The 879-nt window shown below is 36.2% G+C and carries 1 protein-coding gene and 1 pseudogene; both read left to right on the forward strand.

The genetic code is table 11. The annotated features are described in order from the left end of the window. Nucleotides 1-108: 108 nt before the first annotated feature. Nucleotides 109-342, forward strand: a pseudogene (locus GQR56_RS21230) (GNAT family N-acetyltransferase); the annotation flags it as partial. A 107-nt stretch (nt 343-449) separates the two neighbouring features. Beyond that, nucleotides 450-851: a hypothetical protein gene (locus GQR56_RS21235; protein ID WP_166115353.1), complete on the forward strand. Its 402-nt coding sequence runs from the start codon at nt 450-452 to the stop codon at nt 849-851. The last annotated feature ends 28 nt before the right edge of the window (nt 852-879 follow it).

Genomic DNA, 879 nt, shown 5'->3' on the forward strand with positions numbered 1-879 from the left:
ATATGCACGAAGAGCGAACCCAAAAAGAGATAAAGAAAAAGGACGATTAAAATGCGGCCTGAATCCAATTATCTCTTAATGTCTAACCTATGAAGACTTGATAAGTGTCATCTTGGTCGATTAATTGTTAACCCTAATTTTCGCGGGCAAGGTATCGCTTCCCACTTAATACAAAAGTTGGGTGTTCTGGGTAAAACAGAGTTAAAAACTGATTCATGCTCACTGTTTGTATTAGGGCATAATAAAAGTGCAATTCAAGCTTATACAAAACTTGGTTTTTCTATGGCTGATTATCCGGAAGAAATTCCACTGGAAAACTGTTTCTATATGGTACAAGTATAAATTCACCATACAAGCCAATTAAGCAGGACTAAAAACAGTTTGCTGTTTCGTTCCTCAACATTTTAGCAAACAATTTTTAGCCCCTTATTGGAGCGTTAGTATTCAATATGAAGTATCGAGTAGTCGTCAAAAGCATTAGTCCATGTAGTTGCGAAAATGAGGGTGAAGCTGAAGTTTATTTTCCCGATTTTGACCTTACCATTGTTTGCTATTTTATTGGCAATGTTGATTGGTTTAAAAATTGCTTTCCCCTTAACGAATTGAAAGACGCCAATTTAAGGTATTGGCACGCTGACTGGCAGTTGACCGATAAAAATAACAAATCCTTATCAAAAAGTGTTGTTGGTACTTACGAAGGTTTCGAGCTTGACGAAGACAATGATAAATTATTTATGGTTAATTCGTTGCTCCCAATAATATCGGACAACGAATTGGGTAATTATCAACTAGGGGCTGTTGATCTTTGTAGTATATATATTAATCAGCCCACATTGGTAGCCACATCATAGTAAATGCTAAAGCGAGCATGGAATGATA

It is taken from the genome of Pseudoalteromonas sp. Z9A5, from assembly GCF_011378875.1.
Taxonomy (GTDB): domain Bacteria; phylum Pseudomonadota; class Gammaproteobacteria; order Enterobacterales; family Alteromonadaceae; genus Pseudoalteromonas.